The organism is Nonomuraea sp. ZG12 (genome assembly GCF_052068115.1).
GTDB lineage: Bacteria > Actinomycetota > Actinomycetes > Streptosporangiales > Streptosporangiaceae > Nonomuraea.
The window spans coordinates 272545-297979 of sequence record NZ_JBQHCW010000009.1 but is presented as its reverse complement, the minus strand read 5'-3'; the positions used below and the strand labels follow the sequence as shown (position 1 = coordinate 297979).

The 25435-nt window shown below is 70.2% G+C and carries 23 protein-coding genes and 1 pseudogene; 14 read left to right on the top strand and 10 right to left on the bottom strand.

The features are described from left to right. Positions 1-71: 71 nt before the first annotated feature. Genes ACTMTF_RS25875 through ACTMTF_RS25865 form a run of 3 tightly spaced genes read left to right on the top strand, consistent with a single transcriptional unit; the run spans position 72 to position 2923 of the window. Positions 72-1328 (top strand): zinc-dependent metalloprotease, encoded by a 1257-nt coding sequence (locus tag ACTMTF_RS25875; RefSeq protein WP_441112992.1) that lies wholly within the window; start codon positions 72-74, stop codon positions 1326-1328. Continuing rightward, positions 1325-1885 (top strand): NUDIX hydrolase, encoded by a 561-nt coding sequence (locus ACTMTF_RS25870; protein ID WP_397011589.1) that lies wholly within the window; start codon positions 1325-1327, stop codon positions 1883-1885. Before ACTMTF_RS25875 ends, ACTMTF_RS25870 begins: the two co-directional genes overlap by 4 nt. A gap of 36 nt (positions 1886-1921) precedes the next feature. Then, positions 1922-2923, top strand: coding sequence for an endonuclease/exonuclease/phosphatase family protein (locus ACTMTF_RS25865; protein WP_441112991.1), 1002 nt, complete (start codon positions 1922-1924; stop codon positions 2921-2923). Here ACTMTF_RS25865 and ACTMTF_RS25860 read toward each other — a convergent pair. From ACTMTF_RS25860 to ACTMTF_RS25850, 3 genes and pseudogenes are all read right to left on the bottom strand, one after another. Continuing rightward, positions 2910-3497, bottom strand: coding sequence for a hypothetical protein (locus ACTMTF_RS25860; protein ID WP_397011593.1), 588 nt, complete (start codon positions 3495-3497; stop codon positions 2910-2912). The two genes, ACTMTF_RS25865 and ACTMTF_RS25860, sit on opposite strands and share 14 nt — an antisense overlap. Next, entirely contained in the window at positions 3491-4006 is a 516-nt protein-coding gene (locus ACTMTF_RS25855) for a M48 family metallopeptidase (RefSeq protein WP_397011595.1), read from the bottom strand. Before ACTMTF_RS25855 ends, ACTMTF_RS25860 begins: the two co-directional genes overlap by 7 nt. Positions 4007-4073: 67 nt before the next feature. Beyond that, positions 4074-4767: pseudogene (locus ACTMTF_RS25850) on the bottom strand (enoyl-CoA hydratase/isomerase family protein). Between the two features lie 468 nt (positions 4768-5235). On the opposite strand from ACTMTF_RS25850, the gene ACTMTF_RS25845 reads away from it, so the two are divergent. Further along, positions 5236-6792 (top strand): ThiF family adenylyltransferase, encoded by a 1557-nt coding sequence (locus tag ACTMTF_RS25845; RefSeq protein WP_441113012.1) that lies wholly within the window; start codon positions 5236-5238, stop codon positions 6790-6792. Positions 6793-6897: 105 nt separating this feature from the next. Further along, on the top strand, positions 6898-8190 hold the full coding sequence (locus ACTMTF_RS25840) for an ABC1 kinase family protein (RefSeq protein ID WP_441112990.1): 1293 nt from the start codon (positions 6898-6900) through the stop codon (positions 8188-8190). 972 nt (positions 8191-9162) lie between these two features. On the opposite strand, the gene ACTMTF_RS25835 is transcribed toward ACTMTF_RS25840, so the two are convergent. Beyond that, positions 9163-9759, bottom strand: coding sequence for a TetR/AcrR family transcriptional regulator (locus tag ACTMTF_RS25835; protein WP_441112989.1), 597 nt, complete (start codon positions 9757-9759; stop codon positions 9163-9165). A 55-nt stretch (positions 9760-9814) separates the two neighbouring features. On the opposite strand from ACTMTF_RS25835, the gene ACTMTF_RS25830 reads away from it, so the two are divergent. Next, entirely contained in the window at positions 9815-10627 is an 813-nt protein-coding gene (locus ACTMTF_RS25830) for an SDR family NAD(P)-dependent oxidoreductase (RefSeq protein ID WP_441112988.1), read from the top strand. Between the two features lie 91 nt (positions 10628-10718). On the opposite strand, the gene ACTMTF_RS25825 is transcribed toward ACTMTF_RS25830, so the two are convergent. Together ACTMTF_RS25825 and ACTMTF_RS25820 are read right to left on the bottom strand one after the other, a co-directional pair. Then, the gene (locus ACTMTF_RS25825) at positions 10719-11105 is read right to left on the bottom strand and encodes a VOC family protein (RefSeq protein ID WP_441112987.1); all 387 of its coding nucleotides are present in this window, start codon (positions 11103-11105) and stop codon (positions 10719-10721) included. Then, entirely contained in the window at positions 11102-11953 is an 852-nt protein-coding gene (locus ACTMTF_RS25820; protein WP_441112986.1) for an arsenate reductase/protein-tyrosine-phosphatase family protein, read from the bottom strand. The genes ACTMTF_RS25825 and ACTMTF_RS25820 overlap by 4 nt, the downstream gene beginning before the upstream one ends. 94 nt (positions 11954-12047) lie before the next feature. Here ACTMTF_RS25820 and ACTMTF_RS25815 point away from each other — a divergent pair, with 94 nt between their 5' ends. Next, the gene (locus ACTMTF_RS25815) at positions 12048-12623 is read left to right on the top strand and encodes a chloramphenicol phosphotransferase CPT family protein (RefSeq protein WP_441112985.1); all 576 of its coding nucleotides are present in this window, start codon (positions 12048-12050) and stop codon (positions 12621-12623) included. Between the two features lie 200 nt (positions 12624-12823). Beyond that, a complete protein-coding gene (locus ACTMTF_RS25810) occupies positions 12824-13414 on the top strand; it encodes a hypothetical protein (protein WP_441112984.1) in 591 nt (196 codons plus the stop codon). 412 nt (positions 13415-13826) lie between these two features. Here ACTMTF_RS25810 and ACTMTF_RS25805 read toward each other — a convergent pair whose 3' ends face one another. The 3 genes from ACTMTF_RS25805 to ACTMTF_RS25795 form a co-directional block, all read right to left on the bottom strand. Continuing rightward, the gene (locus ACTMTF_RS25805) at positions 13827-14096 is read right to left on the bottom strand and encodes a WhiB family transcriptional regulator (protein ID WP_441112983.1); all 270 of its coding nucleotides are present in this window, start codon (positions 14094-14096) and stop codon (positions 13827-13829) included. A gap of 500 nt (positions 14097-14596) precedes the next feature. Beyond that, positions 14597-15469 (bottom strand): acyl-CoA thioesterase, encoded by an 873-nt coding sequence (locus tag ACTMTF_RS25800; protein ID WP_397011615.1) that lies wholly within the window; start codon positions 15467-15469, stop codon positions 14597-14599. A 65-nt stretch (positions 15470-15534) separates the two neighbouring features. Continuing rightward, entirely contained in the window at positions 15535-17577 is a 2043-nt protein-coding gene (locus tag ACTMTF_RS25795; RefSeq protein ID WP_441113011.1) for an ATP-dependent DNA helicase UvrD2, read from the bottom strand. A 285-nt stretch (positions 17578-17862) separates the two neighbouring features. Here ACTMTF_RS25795 and ACTMTF_RS25790 point away from each other — a divergent pair, with 285 nt between their 5' ends. Both ACTMTF_RS25790 and ACTMTF_RS25785 read left to right on the top strand, forming a co-directional pair. Further along, complete coding sequence (locus ACTMTF_RS25790; protein ID WP_441112982.1) at positions 17863-18657, top strand: alpha/beta hydrolase; 795 nt, start codon at positions 17863-17865, stop codon at positions 18655-18657. Positions 18658-18724: 67 nt separating this feature from the next. Next, positions 18725-18979 (top strand): glutaredoxin family protein, encoded by a 255-nt coding sequence (locus ACTMTF_RS25785; protein ID WP_441112981.1) that lies wholly within the window; start codon positions 18725-18727, stop codon positions 18977-18979. Positions 18980-19008: 29 nt separating this feature from the next. Here the strand turns inward: ACTMTF_RS25785 and nudC are convergent, their stop codons facing one another. Then, positions 19009-19992 (bottom strand): NAD(+) diphosphatase, encoded by a 984-nt coding sequence (nudC, locus tag ACTMTF_RS25780; RefSeq protein ID WP_441112980.1) that lies wholly within the window; start codon positions 19990-19992, stop codon positions 19009-19011. A gap of 145 nt (positions 19993-20137) precedes the next feature. Here nudC and ACTMTF_RS25775 point away from each other — a divergent pair, with 145 nt between their 5' ends. Genes ACTMTF_RS25775 through ACTMTF_RS25760 form a run of 4 tightly spaced genes read left to right on the top strand, consistent with a single transcriptional unit; the run spans position 20138 to position 25418 of the window. Then, on the top strand, positions 20138-21274 hold the full coding sequence (locus tag ACTMTF_RS25775; RefSeq protein ID WP_441112979.1) for an ATP-grasp domain-containing protein: 1137 nt from the start codon (positions 20138-20140) through the stop codon (positions 21272-21274). Beyond that, positions 21271-22755, top strand: coding sequence for an IucA/IucC family protein (locus ACTMTF_RS25770; RefSeq protein WP_441112978.1), 1485 nt, complete (start codon positions 21271-21273; stop codon positions 22753-22755). The genes ACTMTF_RS25775 and ACTMTF_RS25770 overlap by 4 nt, the downstream gene beginning before the upstream one ends. Continuing rightward, complete coding sequence (locus tag ACTMTF_RS25765; protein ID WP_441112977.1) at positions 22756-24345, top strand: IucA/IucC family protein; 1590 nt, start codon at positions 22756-22758, stop codon at positions 24343-24345. It abuts the gene before it with no gap. After that, positions 24342-25418: a type III PLP-dependent enzyme gene (locus ACTMTF_RS25760; RefSeq protein WP_441112976.1), complete on the top strand. Its 1077-nt coding sequence runs from the start codon at positions 24342-24344 to the stop codon at positions 25416-25418. The genes ACTMTF_RS25765 and ACTMTF_RS25760 overlap by 4 nt, the downstream gene beginning before the upstream one ends. Positions 25419-25435: the final 17 nt, after the last annotated feature.

Below are 25435 nucleotides of genomic sequence, written 5' to 3'. Positions count from 1 at the left end.
TTTGCACTGATCCGCCGTAGGACGACTAACGTGGCGGATGTGGACTCCTCCATCCTGCACGAGGTAGAGCGGTGACTGACCTGCCAGGTCGCGAAAACGACCCCAACGAGAACCCGTTCGCCATGTTCGGCGACCCTGAGCAGATGGCTCAGGCGATGCGCCAGTTCGCCGACATGCTGTCGGCGCCGCAGGGTTCCGGCCCTGTCAACTGGGACATGGCCAAGAACATCGCCCGCCACGCCGTGGTCGCAGAGGGCGATCCCAGCGTCATGGAGGGTGAGCGACGCCAGATCGTCGACGCGCTCCAGCTGGCCGACCTGTGGCTCAACGAGGCCACCGCGCTGCCCAGCGGCGTGTCCGGCCCACAGGCGTGGAGCCGCTCCGAGTGGATCGAGAACACGATCCCGGTGTGGCGCAAGCTGGCCGAGCCGATCGCCGAGCGCATGGTCGAGACCATGGGCGGCGCTCTCGGCGGCTCCAACCTGCCGCCTGAGGCGCAGCAGATGGCCGGGCCGCTGATGGGCATGCTGAAGCAGATGGGCGGCATGATGGTCGGCCAGCAGATCGGCCAGGCCCTCGGCTCGCTGGCCCGCGAGGTGATCGGCACGACCGACATCGGGCTGCCGCTGTCGGACACCGCCGCGCTGCTGCCCGGCGGCATCGCCTCCTTCAGCCAGGGGCTGGAGCACCCGGCCGACGAGATCAGGCTTTATCTGGCGCTGCGCGAGGCGGCGCACCACCGGCTGTTCCAGCACGTTCCGTGGCTGCGCGGGCACCTGCTCGGCGCCGTCGAGGAGTATGCCAGGGGCATCACGGTCGACACCTCCGCGCTGGAGGAGCAGATCCGCGGCCTCGACATCAACAACCCCGAGGCGCTCCAGGAGGCGCTCAGCGGGGGCGCCCTGCTCAAGCCCGAGGAGACCGAGCGGCAGAAGGCCGCCCTGGCTCGCCTGGAGACCATGCTCGCGCTGGTCGAGGGCTGGGTGGCGACGGTGGTCGACGAGGCCGCCGCCGGCAAGCTGCCCTCCGCCGTCGCGCTGGCGGAGACCGTACGCCGTCGTCGCGCGACGGGCGGTCCGGCCGAGCTGACCTTCGGCACGCTCGTCGGCCTGGAGCTGCGTCCGCGCAGGCTGCGGGAGGCGGCGGCGCTGTGGCAAGCGCTGAAGCAGGAGCGCGGTGTCGACGGGCGCGACGCACTGTGGGGTCACCCCGACCTGATGCCGCACGCCGACGACCTGGACGACCCCGACGCGTTCGTGCGCGGCGAGGCGGCCTGGGACATCTCGCAGCTCGACCGCAAGCCCGACGACGAGGGCGACCAGAGTTGAGCCTGCACGACGACGCGGTGGGCGTGCTCACCGCGTGGACGGCGCCGACGGCCGAGGAGGAGGTGCTGCGCACGGAGTTCCTGCGGCATCTGGCGGCGCACGACGACGCCATGCTGCGCCAGTGCGTTCCCGGCCATCTGACGGCGACGACGGCGGTGCTGTCGCACGACGGCGCGCGGGTCCTGCTCACGCTGCATCCCAAGGCCGGCATGTGGCTGCCCATGGGAGGTCACTGCGAGCCGGGCGACCGCACGCTGGCGGAGGTCGCGCTCCGCGAGGCCGTGGAGGAGTCCGGGATCCCGCACCTGGAGTTACTGCCTGGTCCGCTGGCGCTCGACAAGCACCTGGTCTGGTGCCATCCGCCCGACAGCCGGCATTTCGACGTCGAGTACGCCGCCGTGGCCCCCGCAGGCGCGGAAGCCGTGATCAGCGATGAATCGCTGGATCTGCGCTGGTTCCCGGTCGAGGAGATCCCGGAGCTCTCCGACGAGGCGACCCGCCGCCTGGCCGCACGCGGGCAGGCCGCTCTTACCTCGCGCTCACGCGCGCTTGGCTAGAGTCCGCCAGAGTCGCATCGTTCCAAAGGGGGGCATGTGGAGGTTTCGGCGGACAGTCCCGTCGGCGGCACGATCGTCACCCCTGTCCGCCGCAAGCGCAGCGGGCGCGCCCGCGCCACCCTGACCTGGCTCGCCGTGACGCCGTTCGCGGCCTGGGCCGTCGCCAGGCTCGCGGGGCTGGAGCGCGGGTCGATCCCCACCCAGCTCATGACCGCCACACCGTACGCCGCGGCGGGCTCGCTGATCCCCCTGCTCATCGCCGCGCTGGGCCGCAGGCGCGCCGCCGCCGCGATCGCCCTGCTCACCACCACCGCGCTCGGCTTCAGCGTGCTGCCCAGGGCCTTCGGCACGGCCGAGGCCACTCCGGGCAGGCCGTTCAAGGTGCTGAGCATCAACATGCTGTTCGGGCAGGCCGACGCCCAGGCGATCATGAAGATGGTGCACGAGTTCGACGCCGACGTGCTCAACACCCAGGAGCTGACCCCCTCGGCGGTGGAGCAGCTGGACCAGGCCGGCCTGCGTGATCTGATGCCGCACCGCGTGGTCCAGGCCGAATGGAGCGCGGGCGGGAGCGGGTTGTTCTCCAGGCATCCGCTGGAGCCGATCGCCGGTGTGCCGGCGCGCTCCGCGAGCCACAACACGCCCGCCGCGAGGCTGTCGCTGCCCGGCGCCCGGCCGATCGAGTTCATCGACGTGCACCCGTTCCCGCCGCTCGGCCCTCAGGTGCACGAGTGGAACCAGTCGTTGGAGTCGTTCCCCAGTGCCTCCGCCGACATCGTGCGCATTTTGGCCGGCGACTTCAACGCCTCACTCGACCACGCGGCGATGCGCCGCCTGCTCGATCGCGGCTACAAGGACGCCGCCGCCCAGGTCGGCGCGGGGCTGATCCCCACCTGGCCGGCGAACAAGCGGATCCCGCCGATCATCACCATCGACCATGTGCTGGTCGACCACCGGGTGGGAGTCAAGGCGGTCAGCGTGCACGACGTGCCCGGCACCGATCACCGGGCGGTGTTCGCGGAGCTCACCGTGCCGTGAGCAGGGCCCGCGTGTTGTCCCAGCCTTCGAGGCCGGGGTCCAGGCGCTCGACGTCGTCCGGGGTGCGCAGGCGGTGCCAGCCCGGCGTGGTCGCCACCATCCGCGGGCCGGGAGCCTGCGCGCGCAACGTCGCCACCAGGTCCGGGTCGTCCAGATCCGGGTCCGCCCAGTCGGGTGCGGGCAGGCCGCAGGCCAGCGCGACGGCCCCGCCGCGCTCGGCCGGACTGACCGTGATCCGCGCCCGGCCCAGCTCCCGGAACAGCTTGCCGACCAGCAACGGCGGTAGATCCGGCGCGTCGCCGGCGATCACCGCCGCCTGATCGCCGCCGAGCCGGTCGAGGATGCTCCTGAGCGACTCGTCCTCGGCGATGGAGATCACCTCGGTGCCGGGCCAGACGATCTCGTCCAGGCCGGGGACGCTCGTCACCAGGACGGGTGTCACCAGCTCCAGGCCGGAGACCATCTCGTAGGTGTCCTCGGCCACCGCCTCCAGCCACAGCCGCGCGTCGACGCCACGGGGGGCGGACTTCGCCATGCTCTGTCGTACCAGGACCGCGACGACGCGCGTCAACATTCCTCCGGTGCCGTCTGCGCCGCGACGGAGAATCCTTCGAGGAACCCGCGCGCCCGCTCTGCCTTGGGATACTGTTCGACCAGCGCCCAGAAACGGGGGCCGTGGCTCGGCACCAGCAGGTGCACGAGCTCGTGGATGATGACGTAGTTGATGACCCATTCGGGCAGGCCCTTGAGGCGGGTCGAGATCCTGATCGTGCCGCTCTCCGGAGTGCAGGAGCCCCATCGATGCCGCTGGTTGTCGACCCAGCGGACGCTCACAGGGTCGGCTCTGCCGTCGAGATACTTCATCGACAGCTCCTTGGCCCGCTCGAGGAGCGCTTCGTCCGTCGGCCGCCGTCGGCGTTCTTTCGCCGCTAGCCGATCGAGCATCCGGCTCACCCATTCATCCGCGTCCTCGCCGCTCAGCCAGGCGGGCAGGAGCACAATCGTCTTGTCGCCGTCACGGTATGCGGAGACCGTGCGCCGGCGACGAGAGCTACGTCGGACCTCGACTGTCTCGGGGGGCACATATGCACGTTAGCCGAGACTGGCGAAATTCCACAGAGGGTGGACGCTGTTTCTGCTGGTCAGATGATTAAGAGCCGGTGAATTTGGGAACACGGCTTTCCCGATGCGCTGCCAGGCCCTCGATCATGTCCGCGGATGTCATGGTCACCGGCTGGGCCAGGGACTCCCATCTGAGCGCGGCTTCCAGGTGTGGATGATCCTCATTGAGTGCGACTTTCGTTAGTTTGGTGGCAATGGGGGCGTTGCCGGCCACTGTTCTGGCGATAGCCATCACCTCCGACATAAGGTCATTTTTCGGGAAAGATCGGTTTACTAGGCCTTTATCGGCAGCTTCGGCGCCGAGGAGTATGCGGCCTGTCAGGAGCATCTCCCTCGCCAGGCCGGTCCCCGCCCGCCTCGGCAGCAGGTAGGTGGCGGCCATCCCCGGGTGCAGGCCCAGCGCCGTGAACGGTGCCAGCAGTTTCGCGTCGTCGGCGGCGTACACGAGGTCGCACGCCAGCGCCACGCACAGGCCCGCACCCACGGCGGCGCCGTTCACCGCGGCGATCGTGGGCACCTCCAGGTCGGTGATGGAGAGCCAGGAGCGGTAGAAGGCGAGCATCCTGTCGCGCAGCCGGTCGACCGGCTCCACTCCCCGCTCCCCCAGCCACGACAGGTCCCCGCCCGCGCAGAAGGCGGTGCCCGGCGCCGGTGACCACCACGCACCGGACGTCTCGGTCTCTGGCCAGGGCGGTCATGGTGCGTTGCCAGGCGTCGGTCATGCCGTCGGTCATGGCGTTGCGGACGTCGGGGCGGTTGAGGGTGATCAGGACGACGCCGTCGTCCTGGCGGTCGACGAGAAGATCGTTCATGCGGGGAAGCGTAGCTTGCGGGGTGCTGAGGAGCCGGGCTGGTGCCGGCGACGCTGCTGGTGCTGGTGCTGGTCTGGTGCTGTTGACCCTGCCGGTGAGGTGACGCTGCCGGTGACGGTGACGCTGCTGGTGCCGGAGACGCTACCGGTGCCGGTCCTGGTGCCTGTGCCGGTGCCGCCGGGCGAGATCGGCCGCCGGGACGGCTCAGGCGGCTGGCTCGCGCACGCCGTCGGCGCGATCGGCGCGATCGGCAGCGCCCTCGCCGCCGGCCCCGAGTCCACGGCTGTGCCATGGTGGGCGTCGTTTTTCGGTCGTTTTCCGGCCGAGTGGTCACAGAGTTGGCACGGGCGGGTGGTCATCCGCAGGGCTCCGGGGCGGATGGTCATCCACAGGCGGTCAGGTGTCGGCGGAAGTTATCCACAGGGGCGCGAAAAGCGACTCGGGATCTTCAAGGCTCGTGCGAATCTTCGGGCCATGAGGCCACGTGTGAAACCCGCCCTCCGGTGCGTCGACCGCGACGAGCACACCCTGCAGATCGGCCTGCACCCTCAGCGGGCGCTCATGCTGACCGGCCTGACTCGGCCGATCCGCCAGTGGATCGACACTCTCGACGGCACCCGTGACTTCGCCCACGTGCTGCGCGCAGCCGTGGCGGCAGGGCTGGACGAGCCCAGCGCCCGGTCCCTGCTCGACCAGCTCATCGAGCAAGGCGTGCTGCACGACGCCTCGGCCCCGCCGTTCCCACTCCCGTTGGCGGAGCTCGACCGCCTCAGACCCGACCTGGAGGCCCTGGACCTGGCCTCCTCCACCCCCGACGGTGGCCGGGAGACGATGCGGCGCAGGAGAGAGGCGCACGTGCGCGTCTACGGCGCCGGCCGGGTGGGCGCCCAGGTCGTCGCCCTGCTGGCCGCAGCCGGCGTGGGGACGATCCAGGTGATCGATCCCGAGCCGACCCGCCCGGAGGACCTTGCTCCCGGCGGCCTGACCTGGTCCGAGCTCGGCCTCAGCCGCCAGGACGGCACGGTGGCACTAGCCCGCAGAGCCACCACCCCTCCCCCACCAGAGCAACCTGATGACCGCACACCGAGCTCCCCAAGCGCGCCCTCTTCGGCCAATGCCCGGACCACCTACGCCAAGCCCGGCCCCGCGTCGCGCTCGGACAACAGCACAAACGGACATCATCCACCTACAACACCCGGACCCACCGCCACCAGCGGCAACGACCGTCAAGGCCCCACCCCGGAGGCGAAGCCCCGCCGCCCACTCACCACCAACTCCGGCATGAACCGTCAAACCCCAACCACGGGGGCGAAGCCCAGCCGCGCACGCAGCCCCAACGGGGGCGGAAACCGCCAGAGCCCCATGACGGACGCCGAGCCCGGCTGCGCATCCTCCTTCGCCAGGGGTGCGGAGCGTCGGGCGTCGACCGTGGACGTGCAGGCCGGTGGACCGTATCTGAGTGACAAGACCCAGCGGCCCGATCTCGTGATCCTTACTCCGGTGCGGCCGCTCGACCGTGTGCTCGTCAACGAGCTCATCGCCCTGGGCATCCCTCACCTTCTCGTGGCGGCGTTCGAGGGTCACGGTTGCGTGGGGCCCCTAGTCCTGCCTGGTCAGACCGCATGTTTGCATTGCCTAGACTTGGCTCGTCGCGACCGCGACCCAGCCTGGCCGATCGTCACCGCACGCCTCGGCGGCTATCCGCCGGGCGAAATCGCCTGCGATGCGGTCCTCGCGAGCCTGGTGGCGGCGGCGGCGACCGGTCACGCGCTCGCCCACCTCGAGGGCCGGGACGCGGTTGTGACCAACGGCACAATGGATGTCTTCCCTGATTGGCACTGGGAACGGCGATCGTGGGTCATGCATCCGCAATGTCGTTGTACGCGAAACAACCCATATCCGCGCACAATGGTCATGTCAGCTACCTGCGATTGACATGCTCAGGTATCGACCATGAAGGGGGGAAGTGGCATCCCGTTTGGGATTCCGCGCATCAGTGTGAGCGATCTTCCACGCCGAGCAGTCACGCGCTCCGCCAAGTTGGCCGCCCTTCCACTCGGTTTCGCCGGTCGCACCGCCATGGGGCTCGGCAAGCGCATCGGCGGCAAGTCCGCGGAGATCGTCGCAGAGGAGATCCAGCAGCGCACCGCCGAGCAGATCTTCAAGGTCCTCGGCGAGCTCAAGGGCGGGGCGATGAAGCTCGGCCAGGCCCTGTCCATCTTCGAGGCCGCCCTGCCACAGGAGATCGTCGGCCCTTACCGCGCGACCCTCACCAAGCTTCAGGACGCTGCACCCCCGTTGCCCGCCGCCACCGTTCACAAAGTGCTCACTGAGCAGCTCGGCGACGACTGGCGCGACAACTTCCTCTCCTTCGACGACCAGCCGACCGCGGCCGCCTCGATCGGCCAGGTGCACCAGGCCGTGTGGCACGACGGCCGGCAGGTCGCGGTCAAGATCCAGTACCCAGGGGCCGGCAAGGCCCTGCTCGGTGACTTCGCCCAGCTGGCTCGCCTGGGCAAGATGTTCGGCGCGCTGCTTCCCGGTCTCGACATCAAGGCGGTGCTGGCCGAGCTGCGCGACCGGGTGGCCGAGGAGCTCGACTACCTGCGCGAGGCCGAGGCCCAGCACGCCTTCGCCCTCGAATTCCACAACGACCCCGACTTCCACGTCCCCGACGTGATCGCCGCCAACGAGATGATTTTGGTCAGCGAGTGGATGGACGGCACCCCACTGTCGCGCGTCATCACGGACGGCACCAAGGAGGAGCGGGACCACGCCGGCCTGCTGTTCGTCCGGTTCCTGTTCTGCTCCCCCGCCCGCGTCGGCATGCTGCACGCCGACCCGCATCCGGGCAATTTCCGCATACTGCCCAACGGCAAGCTCGGCATCCTCGACTTCGGCGCCGTCAACCGCATGCCCGGCGGCTACCCCACGGTCTTCGGCCAGCTGACCCGCATCTTCAACCAAGGCGACATGGACACCGTCGTGAACGGGCTGCGTGAGGAAGGCTTCATCCGCCCCGGCATAGAGATCGACCCCGATGCCCTGCGCGCCTTCCTCGCGCCCTACGTCGAGCCGACAGCCGTCGAGGAGTTCACTTTCAGCCGCGAATGGCTTCGAGCCCAGGCGGCCAGCGTCACCGACCTCCGCCCCACCAACGTCGTACGCCAGCTCAATCTGCCGGCCTCCTACGTCCTCATTCACCGTGTACACGCGGCCGGCGTCGGCGTCCTATGCCAGCTCGGCACCACTGCCCGCTTCCGTGACGAGGCCGTCCGCTGGGTCCCCGGCTTCATCGACGACCCTAACGACGAAGCCCTCGCCGTCCCTTGAAACAACGCGCTCGCCCACCCTTCGAAACGAAAGCTTCCCGCTCCCACGAGGCGGTTTCCTCCCATGAGGGGAGAAGCTTCCTCCCTATTGGGCGCAAGCTTCCTCGCCCACGGGGCGAGAGCTTTCACCCTCCCGTAGTCCGTGTCTTTGAACCGCCCGGTGCCCACCGTGATCATGGCCTTGGAGGATGAAGCTTCGAGCTCGGCGACAAGCGCTTGGAATCGAGCCGATGCAGCCCGTAAGGCCAGTTCAGCATTCCTTTCAGGTGCCGGCCTCCATCAGGGAGGAGGGTAGCGCTTACACATGGGCTGCCCGGCCTTTCGGCAAGCGCACCTGAACACCCTGTGAGCTGACTCGACCGCCGAGCAAGCCGTTGACCAATGGTCCCGGCCAACACCTCCTCGGGGCAGCACACGATCGAGCGCATCCGCGAATTGGCGTGACGAGGAGGTCGCCGTCCAGGTCGGCACCGATCCGTGCACCCACGGCAGGTAACCTGACGGCCTCGAATCGATGGCCAAGTACTGTCTGGTCGACCACTTCAGCCGTCGAAGAAGCCACCGCCAACCGGAGACCTTCTTGCCGGTTAAGGGTGCGTACACGAAGACGACGTCCGCCACGAGACGGCGTACGCAAAGATGTTGTCCGCCGACGTCGGGTCAGAGGCGACTCCCTCGCAGGTTAAGAAGGCCGGGAAAGGCCAGCACGCACGCACCGCGACACGCACCATGCGAAGGACACGGCAGGAGCCGGAAGACGGCGTACACGAAATGTTGTCCGCCGCCAGCGGCGGGTCACGGTGACTCTGTCGCAGGTTGAGAAGTGCCGAGAGAGGTCAGCACTCAGCATCACAGCACGCACCTGCCCGATGGGCATCGCAGGAACCGGGAAAGGCCAGCACTCACGCATCGCGCAGGCGCCTGCGCGATGGACAGGCGCCTGCGCGATGGAGATGGCAGGAGCCGGGTGAGGTCAGCACTCACGCATCGCGGCGCGGATTTGTGCGGTGGGGATGGGTGGGGTTGGGAGGGGTTGGGCTGCTGCTGTGCGTAGGCCGTCCAGGGTCAGGGCCAGGTGGCGTCGCCAGGCTCCGGGTGCCACTTTGTGGGTGGCTCTGATGGTCGCCGCCATTGCCCAGATTACGAAGGCCATGTCGGCGAGGGTGATGTCGGGTCGCAAATCCCCGGATCGTTGGGCTCGGTTGAGGATCTCCCGCATCAGGGCGTGTCCGCGATCGCCGTCGGTTGCCGTTGTCCGTGCGGCGAGGTCGTTGTAGCCGAGGTCCGCGGCCTGTAGTTCGCACACGCCGGTCAGGAACGCGACGAAGCCCTCCCAGGCGTCGGCCGTCGCCAGCGCCTGCTCAGCGAGCTCGGCCACGGTCGCCACTCGGTCCGCGAAGACTGCTTCCACCAGGGTGTCCCTTGTGGGGAAGCGGTTGTAGAGGGTCCCGATGCTCACCCCGGCCGTACGTGCGATCTCTTCGAGAGACACGTCGAGCCCCCGGTCCGCGAACAGCTGCCGGGCCGCTTGTAGGAGGCGCTCGCGGTTCTGCAGGGCGTCCTTGCGCATGGCCGCAAGCTTAGCTAACTTGAGGTGCATCTCAACTTGAGGAGGGCCTCAACCTATGACCCGCACCATCGTGATCACGGGAGGTACGAATGGCATCGGCAGGGCCTTGGCCCGTCACTACGTCCAACGAGGTGATCAGGTCGTGGCCGTGGGCAGCAGCGAGGAGGGTGGGCGGCGCCTGCGCGAGGAGGTGCCGGGGGTTCGTTTCATCCGGGCTGACCTCAGTTCCCTTCGCCAGAGCAGCGACCTGGTGGAACGGCTCTGCACCGAGCACCCCGTGGTCGACGCGCTGGTGCTCGCCGCGTTCCGGTTCAACCCGACACGGGTGGAGACCGAGGAGGGTTTCGAGCACACCTTCGCCCTCTACGTGCTCAACCGCTGGCTCCTGGCCGAGGGGCTGCGCGGCCCGTTGGAGAAGGCGGCGGCACCGGTGATCACCAACCTGTGCGGCGCTGGGCAGGGCAGAGCTGGTAAGGGCGGTCTGATTCGCTGGGACGATCTCCAGTTCAAGGACAAGTACCGGGCGGTCGCCGCGACCATGCAGGGCGCCAGGGCCAGCGAACTGCTCGGGGCGGCCTACGCCTCCGAGCGTACGAAGTACGTGCTGTACAACCCGGTGTTCGTCGCGACGGGGCTGCACGAGCCCTTCGGTCAGCCGCTGCGCAGTCTCGTACGGGTGGCATCGGCGGTATTCGCCCAACCGGTGGCCAAGGCGGTGCGGCCGATCGCCGCGCTCATCGACCAGCCGCCGGCCGAGCCGCTCACCGCCTGGAAGAAGGGGAAGCTCATCGATCTGGCCGTGGACCTGAACGAGGTACGGCGGTTCGAGGAAACCATCCGCGCCATGGCCCAGTCCGTCCTGCCCTAGAAGCTCCGGTGTTGTGCCGGTACGTGAATCGCCGGCCGCCCTCCTCGGCGTACCTGGCATCCTGCCTCAAGCTGAGGATGCGCAGGGCGGCTCAGCGTGAAGCGGGTTCGAAGAGTTCGATGAGGTTACCGGCTGGGTCGGTGAGGAGGATCTGCTTGCCGCCGGGACCGGCGATGACGTCGCTGCGGAAGGACAGTCCGGCGGCGCGGAGGCGGGCGATCTCGGTGTCGAGGTCGTCGACGATGAGGTGGATGCGGTTGCGGCCTGGCGCGGTCGAGTCCTCGGGCGTGGCGCGGGCGCCGGAGCTCGCGGGGCCGGACAGGAGCAGGCGCAACGGGCCGCGGACCACGTCGGCGAAGGCGGGGGCCGGGTTGGTGCGCAGGGTGAAGCCGAGGTGGGTGGTGTAGAAGTGGGCGGCGGCGGCCACGTCGTCGACGATGTAGCGGACGCTGGCGAGATCGTCGGGTGTTGTTGTCATGGCTCGATCTCCAGACTTGTGGCTTGGACGAGAACGGGCAGGAGGTAGCGGATGCGGGTGTCGATCTCCGCTGCCGTTTCTCTGAAGGCGGAGTAGCTCGCCTGGTCGTTGTCGCTGGTGGCGGCCGACTCGGCCTCGCTGGTCGCAGCCTGATCGTTGTCGCGGGTGATGGCTGAGCCGATGTCGCTGGTGGTGGCCGGGTCGGGAATGCTCCAGTGGATCTGGCGCGGGTGGCCGGCGAACTCAGCGCGGACCTCGCGGACCTTGTCGCACAGGCTGATCAGGTGATCGAACCGGTGGTGGGTCACCGTGTCCAGGTGGCGTGGCCGCTGGCCGGCCAGGTCGATGCCGTAGTGCTCGCGTAGGACTCGTACAGCTTGGGGGTGGATGCGCGGTTTGGGGTGGCTGCCGGCGCTGGTCACCCGTATGTGGCCGCCGGTGCGGTGGCGCAGCAGGGCTTCGGCGATCGGCGAGCGGGCGCTGTTGCCCGTGCAGGTGAACAGCACGCGAGGCTGGAGCTCGGCGGTCGTGGACGGTGGCGGGGCGGGGTCGACGCGCAGCGCCGGGTGCAGGGCGAGGCCGGCGGCGGTCAGCGCCTGCGCGCAGCGCTCCAGGTCCAGGTGGTAGTAGCTGTCGCGGGCGTCGAAGCTGCTCCTGTGGGCGGTGACCAGGCCGCCGCCGCGGAGCAGCCGCAGGTGGTAGGAGATCAGGTTCTGCGGCTGGCCGAGGAGGTGGACCAGCTCGCGGACGCGGTAGTCGCTCGCGGCCAGCTCGGTCAGCAGCCGCCACCGCAGTGGGTGGGCGGCCAGCCGCACGAACGCCGGTGGCGTCTGACCCGTGGGGACCATGTCAGCAGAATACATCAAATCAATTTGATGGAATCAAACTGGACGTGCCATATAGGGGAAGCAGATCGGCGGCGAATCTGCCATACAAGGGGGCATGAGTCTTCCGATCGAGCCGCAGCCGCCGGATCGGGGCCCGGGGCGGATCATCATGCTCAACGGCGCCTCCAGCTCGGGCAAGTCCACGCTCGCCAGGTCGCTGCAGCGGTGTCTGGACGAGCCGTTCCTGTACGTGTCGTCCGATCAGTTCGTGGCGGCCGGGATGCTGCCGGAGCGGCGTGATCATGACGGGCCGTTCGCCTGGTGGCCGGAGATGCGCCCCCGCTTCTTCCACGGGTTCCATCGCTGCCTGCCCGCGCTGGCCGGAGCGGGGAACGACCTGATCGTGGAGCACATCATCGAGTTCCCGGCCTGGCGGGTGCAGCTCGCCGGGTTACTGGCCGGGTTCGATGTCTTCCTGGTGGGTGTGCACTGCGACCTTGACGAGCTCGACCGCAGGGAACGGGCCCGCGGTGATCGGCGTATCGGCGAAGGCCGGGCGCATGTCGAGAAGGACGGCATTCACACCTTCGGGCCGTACGACTACGAGGTCGACACCACGCGGACGACGGACGCCGCCGACGCGGTGCTCACGGCCTGGCGAGAGCGAGGCCGGCGACGGGCACTGACGTGACGCGCCTTCCGAAGGCATTCGCGAATGATCGCCCGGAACGAACCGCCTCCGAGCCCGGTCCGGTTCACCACACGACCGCGACTTCCTGTGGCATGTCCTGTTGAGTTCTTTCGGGGTGCTTACGAGAGCTCGCCAGGTCTGAGCGGGCGGCCCCTGAGCGCGCATGCTTACGGCGTAATCACCAGAGAGGAAGGCCGTACATGCGTCTCTACCGGATGGCCGCCGTGGCCGCCCATGTCTGCGCTGTGATTCTGATCGTGAACGTGCTCCGTCGCGCGGGGATCGTCCCCGAAACGGCTCTCACGCATGCCATCGCCCCGTTCGGGGCGCTGACGGGACTGTTCGCGATCACCGGCCTGTACCTGCTCGTCAGGGGCGGTGCGGGCAACGTCGGCCTGATCGGATACCTGCTCAACGCGGCCGGCCTCGCCGGAGCGTTCGCCATCGAGTACGCGCTGCACTTCGTTTTCCCGTCACTCGACGCCGCCACGATAGCCGGACTCCTCGCGGGGACCACGGGCATGGCCTTCCTCGTCACTTCGGTCGTACTGGTGACGGGGGTGCTGATGTTCAGCGCGGCGGCCATCAGGACCGGCCTGCTGCCTCCGCTGGGCGTGGCGCTCTACGCCGTGGGGATGATCCCCGGCTCGCTGCGCAACGCGGTCCCGCTGCCGGTCTATCTCATCGGCCTGGTCGTTGCAGCGGTGGGGATCGCCTGGTTGGCCACCCGTCTGTGGTCGGCCGAGGACGAGCCGCGCGTGGTCGCCGCTTCCGGAGCCGTCGCGCACTGACGGCTGACGCCGGAAAAAGAAACACCGGAAAAAGAAACGCCGGGAACGACCCCGGCCCGGAAACGACACCGCCCCGCGGGGAACAGGTCGTGTTCCCCGCGGGGCGATCGATGGTCACCAAGCTGATGTCGGAGGATCCGGGAGATCCTGCGCCGGCGGCAGGATCTCCCGGATCAGCCCTCCATGCTCAGGGCCCGGCTGAGGCGCTCGTTCGCCCGCTGGACCCGGCGCTCAGCTCGCTGGATGCGGCTGATGCGCGCGACCAGGCGTTGCTCTCGCGCCTCTTGATGAAGCGTTTGTATTCGGTCGTTTACCAATTCATGGTAGAGAGACGGAAGCGAGATGTGACTCGTCGGGATGCTCATTGCCTGTCTTCTTTCTGTCGGAAGTCGGTGGTGGAACTGGCTTTGGTTCAGGCAGCGACCGGGTGCTTGCGCGGACGGCCGCGCGGACGCTTACGGGGAACGATGGTCCCGCGGAGGATCAGCTCGCCACCCCAGACGCCCCAAGGCTCCTCGCGCTCGAGCGCGCGGGCCAGGCAGGCCTTCTGGATCGGGCAGCCGCCACAGAGCGCCTTGGCGAACTCGACGTCCTCCGGTGACTCAGCGAACCACAGGTCAGGGTCGGTACGGCAGGGGATCTCGGCTTCGTCGATCAGGTCCATGATCGTCTTCGCCCCCATCTGCTTTCTCCTTCGATCGGTCTTTTTGAGCTTGTTCTGGCACCTCGGGGGTGTTCGGGGATCACGGACAAACAAAGAGGCCGCGGATCCTGTGTGCGGATCCGCGGCCTGGGGGCTGCTATGTGCCGGTCAGGTTATGACCGGCGCATCCCTCCAGGGTTGCGGACCGCACATTCCACCCTTGGTGAACTGCGGGGTCGACACTTCGGCGCCTGCGACGAGGGCAGGAGCGATCAGGGCGGCCGCACCGTAGTGGGCACGCGCGTAGAAAGCGGAGTCCTGACGTCGGGCAGACTGCTCCCGCCGCAGCTTGGCCGGCCCATGGACGAGCCTCACCGAGTCACGGCATGCGGAAGCGAGCCACTGCGTGGCCGTCATGTTCATGCTGATCACCGGGGCTCACCTCCACTCTGGGATCGTCGGGCTGAATGCCCGACTCGCTTGTCCAAGACCCTAAACCGGGATCCGGGAACTGGGCAACATATTTTCTACCTGCGATTTTACGACTTTGTCACACGGATCATGGCCTCCTGCACCACCGACACCACCAGTTCGCCAGAAGCGGTGAACATCTCGCCCCGCGCGAGCCCTCTCGCCGCCCCTGACCAGGGGGATTCCTGGGCGTACAGCAGCCAGTCGTCGGCCCGGAACGGCCGGTGGAACCACATGGCGTGATCCAGGGAGGCGCCCATGACATTGGAGGCGCCCCAGGCCATGCCGTGCGCCAGCAAGATCGTGTCGACCAGGGTGAAGTCGGAGGCGTAGGCGGCCAGCACCACGTGCAGCAGCGGATCGTCCGGCAGGTCGGCGTCGTAGCGGAACCAGACGTTGGTCTCGGCGCTGCGCAGCGCCGGGTCGGCGTACGCCTCCCAGGTCAGCGGGGAGGCGTACCGGGAGTCCACCGGGCGAGGGCGGGAGGCCCACTCGCGCAGCTCCGGATGGGTGCCCAGCAGCTTCGACATCCGCTCCTGGTACGCGGGCAGCGACTCGGCGTCCGGCACGTCGGGCTTCACCGCCGCCTGGTGCGCCACGCCGTCCTCCAGGACATGGAACGACGCGGACATCGTGAAGATGGTCTTGCCGTGCTGGATGGCCTTGACCCGGCGCGTGGTGAACGACCTGCCGTCGCGCACGCGTTCGACGTTGTAGACGATCGGCACCGAAGGGTCGCCGGGGCGGATGAAGTAGGCGTGCAGGGAGTGCACGTGCCGGTCGGAGTCCACGGTGCGACCGGCCGCGACCAGCGCCTGCGCGGCGACCTGCCCGCCGAAGACGCGCTGGATGCGCTCCTCCGGGCTGCGCCCCCGGAACATGTCCAGTTCGAGCTGCTCAAGGTCGAGCAGGTCGAGGAGCTCCTTCAGCGCCTCGTTCACAGATCCCCCTCGCATCGGCGGTGTCCGGAATTCCGCCCGTCATCATGGTGCCATCACCGCGGGACTCATGGAGAGGCGGTACGGCAGAGGCCGAGGACCGCCTCGCCGTAGCGGTCGAGCTTGACGCGGCCGATGCCGGCGATGGACAGCAGCTCCTGCTCGGTGGTGGGCGCGCGCTCCGCGATGGCCTGCAGCGTCACGTCGGTGAACACGACGTACGGCGGCAGCTTCGCCTCCTTGGCGGTGGCCGCGCGCCAGACCTTCAGGCTCTCCAGCAGGGCCTCGTCGTACTCGGCCGGACAGGTGGAGCAGCGGCCGAGCTTCTGCTCCGGCGCCGTGGTCAGGGACTTGGCGCAGACGCGGCAGCTCACCGGGGCCGCGACCGGGCGGCGTTCGCGGGCGGGCGCCGCCGCGCGTGAGGCGGCGGGCGCGCGGCCGGTGAGGCCGTCGAGGAAGCGGGACGGGCGGCGGCTCTTACGGCCTCCGGGGGCGCGCGACAGCGCCCAGGACAGGGACAGGTGCTCGCGGGCCCGGGTGATGCCGACGTAGAGCAGGCGGCGCTCCTCCTCGATCTGCTCCGGGGTCTCGGCGTAGATGATGGGGATCATGCCGTCGGTCAGGCCGACGAGGAAGACCGCGTCCCACTCCAGGCCCTTGGCGGCGTGCAGGGAGGCCAGGGTGACCCCCTCGATCGGGGGCGCGTGCTGCTCGGCGGCGCGGCGTTCGAGCTCGGCGACGAACGCCTGGAGGTCCGCGCCGGTGGCGGCCAGGTCCTCGGCGAGGTCCGCCAGGGCCTTGAGCGACTCCCACTTCTCGCGCGCCTTGCCGCCGCCGGGCGGTGACGGCGTCAGGCCGACGCCCGCCAGGATGTGGTGGACCTCGGCGGCCAGCGGCTCGCCGGCGGCGGAGCGGGCCGCGCCGCGCAGCAGCACGACCGCCTGCCGTACCTCCGGACGCTCGAAGAAGCGCTCCGCGCCGCGCAGGACGTACGGGAGGCCGGCCTTGGACAGGGCCTGCTCGTAGGCCTCCGACTGGGAGTTGGTGCGGAAGAGCACGGCGATCTCGCGGGACGGCACGCCTTGGTCGATCAGCTTGCGGATGGCGCGGGCGACTCCGGCGGCCTCGGCGGGCTCGTCGTCGTAGTCGGCGAAGGCCGGCCGGGGGCCTTCGGGTCGCTGCGCGATCAGCTCCACGCGGTGCGGCGACCGCCCCTTGGCGATGACCAGGTTGGCCAGGTCGACCACCTGCGGCGTGGAGCGGTAGTCGCGGACCAGCTTGATGACCGCGGCGTCAGGGTGCTCGACGGCGAAGTTCGTCAGATAGCGGGGGGTGGCGCCGGTGAAGGAGTAGATCGTCTGGTTGGGGTCGCCGACCACGCACACGTCCTTGCGACCGCCGAGCCAGGTGTCGAGCAGGAGCTTCTGCAGCGGGTTGACGTCTTGGTACTCGTCGACGACGAAGTAGCGATACTGCTGGCGGATCTGCCCCGCCACCTCCTGGTGCTCGGTCATCACCGCGGCGGTGAGCTCCAGGATGGTCTCGAAGTCGACCAGGTGGCGCTCGCGCCTGATCCGCTCGTAGGACTCGTAGAGGCGGGCCACCTCCTCGGCCGGGACAGGAGAGGTGCGGTGGTGCTTGGCCGCAGCCGCGACGTAGTCCTCCGGGCCGACCTGGGTGACCTTGGCCCACTCGACCTCGGCCGCGATGTCCCGTAGCTCGGACCGATCCGGATTTTTCCGGATCTGACGGCAGGCTTCCACCAGCACCGGGAGCTTGGACTCGATCACCGACGGCGCCGCGCCGCCGATCACCCGGGGCCAGAAGTAGGTGAGCTGCCGCAGCGCGGCGGCGTGAAAGGTGCGCGCCTGCACCCCGGGCGCCCCCAGCGCGTGCAGCCGCTGCCGCAGCTCGCCCGCCGCCCGTGTGGTGAATGTCACTGCGAGCACGCTGCGTGCGTCGACCACTCCTCTGCGCACGGCATGAGCGATGCGGTGCGTGATCGCCCTGGTCTTTCCCGTGCCGGCGCCGGCGAGCACGCAGACGGGCCCACGCAGGGTCTCTGCCACCTCACGCTGCTCCGGATCGAGGCCGGACAGCACGTCATCCACGCTGTTCACCTGTCCATCCTCCCAGCCGGTGGCGGTCCAGGCTCCATTCTGACAAGGTGCGGCATTCGCCCGTTGCAGGTAACGCCCAGGCAACTCCCAGGCAACAAGGTGCAAAGAACTGGTCTCTTCCATCACAATGGGGCCGTCCCTGAGCATGGAGGAGGAAGGAAGGTCGTGCGAACAGCGGTTTCCTTGAGCGCGATAGCGCTCGCGTGTGTCGCGCTCGCGCCCGCGACCGCAGCGGCGTCCACGGACCCCGTACCGGGTCCGACGCCGACGACCTCCGTGACCGATCTGGACGGAATGGGCGGCCTGGCCTCCGAGACCGTCTCCTACGGCAAGCACCGTCACCAGCAGATGGACGTCTGGTGGACGCCCGACGGCCAGAAGCGCCCGGGGATCTTCATCGTGCACGGCGGCTGGTGGTCCAGCGGCGACAAGAAGCAGATGACCGAGATCACTCGGACGTACGCCGACCGCGGCTACACGGTCTTCAACCTCAACTACCGGCTCTCCACCGAGGCGGCCTGGCCCGCGCAGCGCGCCGACGCGCTGGACGCCATCGCCACGGCCAAGCGGCACGCCGACAGGTGGGCGTTCGACGCGGGCAACTTCGTGGTGACCGGCTTCTCCGCGGGCGGCCACATCGCCGCGGCCGTGGGCACCTACGGCAACGGCATGCCGGGGCTCAAGGGCGTCGTGGGCCTGTCGCCGATCATCTCGCCGCTGCGCGCCTACACCGACGGCGCCACGGCCGCCGACCCCTACGCGGCGCGCCTCCGCAAGGCGGCGATCCGGCTGGCCGGCGGCTGCGCGCCCAAGGGCAAGTGCTCGCGGGTCTGGGCCAGCATGGAGGTCGCCTGGCACGCCAGCGCCAAGGACGCGCCGATGCTGACCGTGCACTCGCAGTTCGAGTTCGTGCCTCCGGTGCAGAGCATGCTGCTGAAGCAGACGCTCGCCAAGGCGGGTGTGCCGGTGCAGGTCGTGACCGTGCCGGGCACGGCGCACGCCTCCGGGCTGCACCGTAACGTGAGCGTGGCCGAGCGTGTACAGAAGTGGATAACCGAGCGCATCGGGTGAGGGATTACCCGGGCTCCCGGGGTTGTTGCACGGATCGCCCGTTCCTGACCTTGGAGGGAATCCTGACATGGCGCTCACGGTCTACAGCACCACATGGTGCGGCCCCTGTAAGCGGCTGAAGTCCCAGCTGACCCGAGAAGGCATCCGGTTCGACGAGATCGACATCGAGCGCGATGCCGATGCGGCCGCGTTCGTGATGAGCGTCAACAACGGCAACCAGGTCGTGCCGACCGTGGTGATCGAGACCGCCAAGGGGCGCGTGGTCCGCACCAACCCGTCGGCCCGCGAGGTGAAGGCCCTCCTGGAAACGGAAACGGTCTGACGGTCAGAGCCCCCGCGTCGCGCGGGGGCTCACCAGTCACCCTCAAGGGGCCTGCCGTACCACGTCTCGATGAGGCGGCGGGCGATGGAGACCGCGGGCGGGAGACGTACCTCTCCGGACCCCAGGGCCTCGGCCAGCTCCTCGCGGGAGAACCAGCGGGCTTCGGCGATCTCCTCGGCGTCGGGCGTCAGGTCGGTGGTGAGGGCTTCGGCGAAGAACCCGAGCATGAGGCTGCGCGGGAACGGCCAGGGCTGGCTGCCGAGATAGCGCGGGTTGGCGACGGCGATGCCGACCTCCTCGGCCACCTCGCGGATGACGGCGGCCTCCAGGGACTCGCCGGGCTCCACGAAGCCGGCCAGGATCGACAGGCGGCCTTCGGGCCACTGCGGGCCGCGGGCGAGCAGGCAGCGGTCGTCGGCGTCGCGGATCAGCATGATCACCGCGGGGTCGACCCGGGGGAAGTGCTGGCTGGAGTCCTGTGGGCAGACCCGGATGTGGCCGCCCGCCCGCACCTCGGTGCGGGTGCCGCAGCGCGGGCAGAAGTCGTGGGTGGAGTGCCAGGCTTCGAGCGCGACCGCGTAGACCAGCAGGCCGGCGTCGCGGTCGCCGAGCAGGGCCCCCGCCTGCCGCAGCCCGGCGGGGACCGCCTGGCCGTCGGGGGCGTCGCGCAGGCTCATGACGCTGGAGAGGCGGCCGTTGACCTCGCCGCCGACCTCGCCGTTGGGCATGCCGGGCAGCGGCGCGGCCACCGCGAAGTAGGCGACGCCGTCGTCGACGCCCAGAAGGTAGCGCTCGCCGGGCGGGGCGTCCATGGTGGTGAGGAGCACGGCGTGGACCTCGTCGCCGCTGCGCCGGACGAGGGTGCGACCGTTGTCGACGACGAGCACCCGGGTCGCCGGATCCGCCCAGGCACGTTCCAACCAGGGCTCGTCGGCCCTCAGCGTCGCCGATCTGTCGATGGTGCCGCGTGCGAGGAGCAGCGGTCCGATGAGTTGCTCTTCCGCGGTTTCCACGGCCCCCACCCTTCTCAAATCCCATGTCATCCTATGACCTCGGGGTTGTCCTCCGATTACGAATCCCCGGCTTCGGGAGGATCTTCGAGGGGCTAGGATCTTGTGGGTTAGGTTAGCCTTACCTGATCTTCGGGGGTGCCTCGCGTTGCGGCTCTACCTGACCGCGCTCAAAGCGACCGACTCGGTGACCGGCGGATTCCTGCCCGCCGCCCGCGCGCTGGGGTGCGAGGTGACGATACTCACCGACCGGCCGGAGCGGCATCCCGACGCCGTCGCCTGCGACGTGCGCGACCCGCGCGCCCTGATCGACGCGATCGAGCACCTCGGCAGGCCCGACGCCCTGTTCTCCAACTCCGATCATCTGCAGGCGGAGACCGCCATGGCCGCCGCCTACTTCGGGCTGCCCGGCAAGGACTGGCGGGCCTGCCTGACCGCCAAGAACAAGTTCCTGACCCGCCGCAGGCTCGCGGAGGCGGGGATCGAGCGGGTCCTCTCCGTCCGGCTGCGGCCCGAGGATCCGGTGCCGGAAGGGCTGCCCTACCCGCTCGTGGTCAAGCCCCGGGAGGGGGTGGCCAGCGAGGACGTGCTGTTCGTGGAGTCCGGCCTGGCCGGAGCGGTCCGATCGGTCCGGCAGCGGCGGCCCGGCGAGTCGCTGGTCGTGGAGGAGTATCTGGACGGCCCGCTGCGCACGCTGGAGACCCTCGGCGACGGTGAGACGATCCAGGTGCTCGGCGGGTTCGAGACCACGCTGGGGCCGCTGCCGCACTTCGTCGAGGAGCGGCTGGACTGGGCGCCGGACGGGCCGCACGAGCACGTCCTGGCCGCGCTGCGGGCCATCGGGGCGGGCTTCGGCGCCTGCCACACCGAGTACGTGCGCACCGCGCGCGGGCCGAGGATCGTCGAGATCAACTACCGGGTGATCGGCGACCACTGCGACTTCCTGCTCGCCGACCTGCTCGGCGTGCCGCTGTTCGAGTGGATCCTGCGCGTCCATCTGGGCGAGCGCGCGCCGCGGGTCCCCTCGGTCGACCGGCACGGCAGCGCGGTCAGCCTGGTCGCCGGCCGGTCCGGCACCATCACCTCGGCCCCCGGGCCGGAGGAGCTCACCCAGGACGGCGTCAGGCTCTGGCACCGGCCGCTGCGCCGGGTCGGCGACCGGGTGGAGCAGACGCACACCAACCGCGACTACCTGGGCGTGATCAGGGCCGTCGGGCCGGACCGGGCCCGGGTGGACGCGGCCGTGCTCGACTACCGCGCCACCCGGCCGTGGGTCGTCGGATGAGGTCCAGGGAGGCGTACCTGGCCGCGCGGGTGCTCAACGCCCTGCTGCGCGAGGACTACGGCAGGCTGTCGTCCCGGGTGGGCCGGAGCAGGAGCGGCGTCGGGCTGACACTGGCGGACGGGCGGCTGGTGCGGCTGGCGCCCGGCGCGCCGTTCCAGGACTTCGTGGTGGCGCCCGGCCAGCAGCTCGGGCTGGAGCAGGTGCTGGAGACGCTGACTGAGCTCGCCGACCCGCAGGACGCGGCGGGCGTGGCGGCGTTCTTCGAGGAGTGCGTGGCCGCGCTGGCCGCACTGGAGCTGCATGACGCGCACCTGCCCGACGTCCTGGCCAGGAAGCCCTCCTACGAGTCGCTGGCGGCCTTCGCCGACCATCCGGTCTATCCGACCTCACGGGCCCGGCCGGGGCTGTCAGAGGCCGATCTGCTGGCGTACGCGCCGGAGTTCGCGCCCGCGTTCGAGCTGCGCTGGGCGGCGGTGCCCCGTCGGATGCTGGAGCCGGGCTCGGCGCCCGCGCTGCCCGCCGACGTGCGGGCGCGGGAGCTGCCGGACGGCGAGGTGCTCTTCCCGGTGCATCCGCTGACCGTGGACGAGGTGCGCGGGATCGACGGCGTGCGGCTGCTGGAGGAGCCGCGCGTCACCGTACGGCCCACCCTGTCGATGCGGACCGTGGAGCTGGACGCCCGCACGCATCTCAAGCTGCCGCTGCCCACCAGCACCCTCGGCCTGCGCAACCGGCGCTCGATCAAGGCCGGCACCCTGCGCGACGGCGCGCGGGCGGAGCTGCTGCTGCGCGGGCTCGCCGACTCCGACGTGCTGATCGCCGACGAGCAGACCTACGCGCACGCCGGGCACGAGTACCTCGCCTGGATGGTGCGCAGGCTCCCCGCCGGGAAGGTGGTGCCGGTCGCGGCGCTGGCGATCCCGGGCGTCCTGGCCGAGCTGGGCGACGTGCTGCCCGCCTATCTGCGCCTTCTGCTGCGCTGGAACGTCCGGCTGTTCGTCGAGTACGGCGTCGCGCTGGAGGCCCATCAGCAGAACCTGTCCCTGGTCTTCACGGGCGAGGGGATGAAGCTGCTGGTCAAGGACAACGACGGGCTGCTGGCCTCCCCCGCCAGGCTGGCGGCGGCCGGGGTCGAGGTACCGGAGTTCGCCGACGCGCGGATGCTGACCGAGGACCCGCACGCCCTGGCCGACGTGTTCGTGACCATCACGCTCCACCTGGCGTGCGCCGCCATCGCGTTCGGGGCACTGCCGCACGCCCGCGCCTCCGCGCTGCTGCGCGACACGCTGGCCGAGGCGCTCGACGGCTACGGCGACGACCCGATGGCCAGGCTCCTGCGGGCCAGGACGCTCGACGCCGCCCGGCTCACCGGCAAGTCCATGGTCACCGCCGGGACGCTGGTGGCCAAGGAGCGGACCGGCGCGGCGGACGTGAACAAGTTCTACGGCACCAGCGGGCCCAACTACCTGAGGAGAGCTTGAATGCACGGTCTGGCCCGCACCTCGCCTGCCGAGGAGGCCGAGGAAGCCGAGGAGGCGACGCTCGCGGCACTGCTGCGCTGCTGCGTCCGGGAGGTCGCCGGGCCGCGCGGCCTGGTCTGGCCCACTCCGCCGTACCTTCTGCTGCGGGTGGGCGGCGCGCTGCTGCGGGCGCGCACGCGCGGCGGCGCCGCGCTGCGCTTCGAGGGGCGTCCCGAGCGCCTCGAAGCGGGCGCCTGGCACCCGCTGACGACGGATGAGCTGGTACGGCTGGCGCAGGCGGATCTGGGGCGTGGGGCGGGGCCCGGCCACAACGAGGAGTTCGCCGGGCAGGTGGCGGCGAGCCGTACGGCCATGGCGGCGATCCTGCGGGCCAGGGCCGCCGCCGTGCCGCCGGCCGATCCGTGGCTGGCCTCGGAGCAGGCGCTGGTGTACGGGCACCCGTTCCACCCGAGCCCGAAGGCGCGGGGCGGGCGGGGGTGGCTGCGGTACGCGCCCGAGGCGCATGCGAGCTTCCCGCTGCGGCTGCTGGGGGTGCGGGCGGAAGCGGTGGCGCAGGAGGGCGACGTGACGGCGCTCGACGCCCTGGGGGAGGCGCCCGCCGGTCACCGGCTGCTGCCCGCGCATCCGTGGCAGCTCGACCTGCTGCGGCCCGCCCTGGGGAGCGAGCTGGTGGATCTGGGGCCGGGGCCCGTCGTGATGCCGACCTCGTCGGTGCGGACGGTGTACGCGCCGGATGCCGGGGTGTGCCTGAAGTTCAGCCTGGATGTGCGGATCACCAACTGTGTGCGGAAGAACGCCTGGTACGAGCTGGCCGGGGCGGTGGAGCTGACCCGCCGCCTCGCCCCGATATTCGCTGACATTTCCGTAAAACATCCGGGGACGCGGTGGCTGCCCGAACCCGGCTACCGCTCGGCCCGCCTCGGGACGCGCCTGCTGGAGGGCCTCGGCGTGATCGTCAGAACCGGGCCGTGGACGGGCGGCTCCCCCGGCGTGACCCCGATCCTGGCCGGAGCCCTCGCCGCCGGGACGCCCCGGCCCGAGGCGCTGAGCCGCGATCCGATCGCGTGGTGGACCGCCTACGTCTCGGCGGTGGCGCGGCCGGTGCTGGAGCTCTACTTTTCCCACGGCGTGGTTTTGGAGCCGCACCTGCAGAACGTCCTGGTGGGCCTGGACCCGGCCGGGCTGCCCGTGGAGGCCGTCTTCCGCGACCTGGAGGGCGCCAAGCTCGTCACCGGCCGCCACGACCTGACCGGCCTCGCTCCGCAGGTGGCGCGGGCCGTGTCGTACGACGCCGAGCGCGGCTGGGCGAGGGTCGTCTACTGCCTGCTGGTCAACCACCTGGTCGAGATCGCCGCCACCGTGGCGGGTCACGGCGGGGGCGCGGTCGTCGAGGAGGAGATCCTGCCCGAGCTATGGAAGGCGGCCCGCGAGATCCTCGTTGAGCAGGCCGGCGAGCTGGGCTGGCCGCTGCCGCTGTCGGACCTCCTGGCGGGCTCCCCGCTCCCGGCCAAGGCCAACCTGAGCGTGCGCTGGGCCAGGGCGGCCGACCGGTCCGCCGGATACGTCCCGATCGCGAACCCGCTCGCATGATCGCCCCAGAGGTCCAGGAGGCCGCCCTGCGGCTCCCCGCCGCCCCCGCCTATCTGTACGACCTGCCCGCGCTGGACGAGCACGCGGCGGCGGTACGGCACGCGCTGCCGGACGTCGAGCTGTACTACGCGGTCAAGGCCAATCCGGACGCCGAGCTGCTGCGCGTGCTGGACCGGTACGTGGACGGCTTCGAGGTGTCGTCGGGCGGCGAGCACGCGCACGTGTCGGCCCTGCTGCCGGGCAGGCGGCTGGCCCTGGGCGGTCCGGGCAAGACGGACGCGGAGCTGGGGCTGCCTCATCACCGCATTCACGTGGAGTCGCCGTACGAGCTGCGCCGCCTGCTCGCGACCGGCCTGCGCGCCGACGTGCTGCTGCGGATCAACCCGGACCTGCCGGTGGAGGGGGCCGCGCTCACCATGAGCGGCCCGTTCGGCATGGACGAGACGGGGGTGGCGGAGTGCCTGCCGCTGTTCACCGACCGGGTGAGGCTGCGCGGCCTGCACACCCACCTGGCCAGCGGGCTGGACGCGTCCGCGCTGCTCCGGCTGGCCGGGACGCTGCTGGACACCGACCAGCCGGAGGTGAACCTGGGCGGCGGCATGGCCGTGTCCTACGCCGCGCCCGCCGAGAGGTTCGACTGGGTCGCGTACGGCGCGGGCCTGGCCGAGGTCCGCCGGGCGGGGCAGGTGGTGCGCATCGAGCCGGGCAGAGCGCTCACCGCCTACTGCGGCCACTACGTCACCCGGGTCGTGGACGTGAAGCGGGTGCGTGGCGAGGCGTACGCGATCCTGCTGGGCGGCACCCACCACCTGCGGACGCCGGTGACCAAGGGGCACGACCAGCCCTTCACCGTCCTGGCCACGGGCGGCCGGGGGCCGGGGGTCGTGGACGAGCCGGTCACCCTCGTCGGGCAGCTGTGCACCCCCAAAGACGTCTTCGCCCGAAAAATCGTGACTTCTGTACGAGTGGGGGACACGGTGGTGTTCGGGATGGCCGGGGCCTACGCCTGGAACATCTCCCACCACGACTTCCTGATGCATCCCCGGCCGGAGTTCCACTACCTACGAGGTTGAGCCGCTCGGACCGGCAG